Annotated in this window: 2 protein-coding genes and 1 pseudogene; 2 read left to right on the top strand and 1 reads right to left on the bottom strand. The window is 59.7% G+C overall.

Annotated features, from left to right (window positions below; genetic code table 11):
- Positions 1-1,168 (top strand): 8-oxoguanine deaminase (locus F8N85_RS33605; RefSeq protein WP_150807655.1); only part of this gene is annotated, 1,168 nt, incomplete at its 5' end.
- A gap of 106 nt (positions 1,169-1,274) precedes the next feature.
- On the opposite strand, the gene F8N85_RS33600 is transcribed toward F8N85_RS33605, so the two are convergent.
- Positions 1,275-2,363, bottom strand: coding sequence for a calcium:proton antiporter (locus F8N85_RS33600; protein ID WP_150807476.1), 1,089 nt, complete (start codon positions 2,361-2,363; stop codon positions 1,275-1,277).
- Between the two features lie 278 nt (positions 2,364-2,641).
- Here F8N85_RS33600 and F8N85_RS33595 point away from each other — a divergent pair.
- Positions 2,642-2,758 (top strand): annotated as a pseudogene (locus F8N85_RS33595) (adenosine deaminase); the annotation flags it as partial.

Genomic DNA, 2,758 nt, shown 5'->3' with positions numbered 1-2,758 from the left:
CACCCACCACCACTTCTACCAAACCCTGACCCGCGCTTGGGCGCCGGTGGTCAATCAGCCGTTATTCCCCTGGCTGAAAACCCTGTATCCGGTCTGGGCTCGACTGACCCCGGAGAAACTGGCATTGGCGAGCAAAGTCGCTCTGGCCGAGTTGCTGCTGTCTGGCTGCACCACCGCGGCCGATCACCACTACCTGTTCCCCGAAGGTCTGGAAAACGCCATTGATGTACAGGTCCAGAGCGTGCGCGAACTGGGCATGCGCGCGATGCTCACCCGCGGCTCGATGAGTCTGGGTGAAGCCGACGGCGGGCTGCCGCCGCAACAGACCGTGCAACAAGGTGAAGTGATTCTCGCCGACAGCCAGCGCCTGATCGCCGAATACCACGAACGTGGCGATGGCGCGCAAATCCAGATTGCCCTGGCGCCCTGCTCGCCGTTTTCCGTTACCCCACAAATCATGTCGGCCAGTGCGGAACTGGCCAACAAGCTCGACGTGCGCCTGCACACCCATCTCGCCGAAACCCTCGACGAAGAAGACTTCTGCCTGCAACGTTTCGGCCTGCGCACCGTGGATTATCTGGACAGCGTCGGCTGGCTCGGGCCTCGTACCTGGCTGGCCCATGGCATTCATTTCAACCCGGATGAAATCGCTCGCCTGGGCGCGGCTGGCACCGGCATCTGTCATTGTCCGAGCTCGAACATGCGCCTGGCTTCAGGCATCTGTCCGACCCTGGACTTGATCGCAGCGGGCGCGCCATTGGGCCTGGGTGTGGATGGTTCGGCCTCCAACGACGCGTCGAACATGATCCTCGAAACCCGACAGGCGCTTTACCTGCAACGCCTGCGTTATGGCGCGGAAAAAATCACTCCCGAGTTAGTGCTCGGCTGGGCCACCCGCGGTTCGGCGCAACTGCTCGGACGCAGCGATATCGGCGAACTGGCGGTGGGCAAGCAGGCGGACCTGGCGTTGTTCAAACTCGATGAGCTGCGTTTTTCCGGTAGTCATGATCCGTTGTCGGCGCTGCTGTTGTGTGGCGCAGATCGAGCGGACCGGGTGATGGTAGGAGGAAAATGGCGAGTGATCGACGGGCAGGTTGAGGGGCTGGATTTGAAGGAATTGATTGCTGATCACAGCCAAGCAGCGCGGCAGTTGATCGCAGGCATCTGACACGACACGATCAACTGTGGAGCGAGCTTGCCCCAATGCCGGTCAGTTAACCTAAATCTTTGGTCTGGCGGGCATTTGTGGCGAGGGGGCTTGCCCGCGAAGCTTTTTAGAGACCCAACAACGACAACATGACAAAAGTGGCAAACAGCACAAAGTGCGTCATCCCTTCGATGGCGTTGGTTTCGCCATCGTTGAGGTTGATCGCGCTGACGATCAGGGTGATGAACACCATGACCGTCTGCACCGGGGTCATGGCCATCTGGAACGGCTGGCCGGTATAGAGCGCCATGGCTTCCATGACCGGCACCGTGAGGATCACCGTCGACAGTGAAGCGCCTAAAGCAATATTGACCACCGACTGCATGCGGTTGGCCAGCGCCGCGCGCAATGCGGTCAGAATCTCCGGTGCGGCGGAAATCGCCGCCACCAGAATCGCCGTCATCACCGGTGGCGCGCCCGTGCCTTCAAGGCCCAGGTCGAGGGTTTTCGACATCACCTCGGCCAGTGCGCCAATCACCACCACACCGAACACCAAGGTCCCAATGGACAGCCCGAGGTTGATCGCAGGCGTGTCGTGCGCAGGTTCGCCCTTACGGCGTTTCTCCGGGTAGCTGTAGCTGAAAAAATAGCTATGGGGCCCAACCTGCATCCGCAAAAACAAGGTGTAAAGCATCACCATGGCGCCAATTGTGAAGGCCGAGTAAATCTTCCAATCCGCTTCGGGAATGAACTCCGGGACCACCATGGAAACGCCCATGGCGGTCAGGATCATCACGCTATAAGTCCGCGCCGAGTCATCGTTATAGGACTGCTCGCCATGCTTTATCCCGCCCATCAGTGCCGCCAGGCCGAGGATGCCGTTGATGTCGAGCATCACCGCTGAGTAGATGGTGTCGCGCACCAGGGTCGCTGAGGCTTCGTTGCTCATCATGATCGCCAGGATCACCACTTCGACCAGCACCGCGGCCAGGGTCAGGATCATCGTGCCATAGGGGTCACCGACTTTTTCCGCGAGCAATTCCGCGTGATGGGCGACGCGCATCGAGGCGCAGACGATAAAGGCCACCAGCACCAACCCGCCGATCAGGGCCGTCATCTGGCCGCTGTGCAGCAGCCAGTGCTCCAGCGCGAAGGCCGTACACGCTGCGAGCAGCGCCAGCAGCAGGAATTTCTCTTGCTTGAGTAAGGTGAGCATCGCGGGCCTTTTGCCGAATGAAGAGAACCGGAAACGATGAGCTACAGACTGCGGTGAGTTGCTAACGTTTCGTTACACCTTAGCGCAGCAGTGGCGGGCAGCACCCGGCGAAATATCCGATCACCACCCGCGCGGAATTTCTGCTGTCGCGCTTTGCCAACACCTATGCTTATCGGCGAGAACTGCAGGCGGCGAAATGAACCGACTGGTCAGGTTTTACCAAAACCCTCAGCGTCGACCTGTAGAATGCCTCCATTGCACCTGATGAGAATTCAATAATGTACGACTGGTTGAACGCCCTTCCCAAGGCCGAATTGCACCTGCACCTGGAAGGGTCGCTGGAGCCTGAACTGCTGTTCGCCCTGGCAGAACGCAACAAGATCGCCCTGCCATGG

The sequence above is a fragment of the Pseudomonas fluorescens genome (genome assembly GCF_902497875.1).
In the GTDB taxonomy this organism is placed as follows: domain Bacteria; phylum Pseudomonadota; class Gammaproteobacteria; order Pseudomonadales; family Pseudomonadaceae; genus Aquipseudomonas; species Aquipseudomonas fluorescens_BR.
This window is presented reverse-complemented; position numbering and strand designations above follow the sequence as displayed.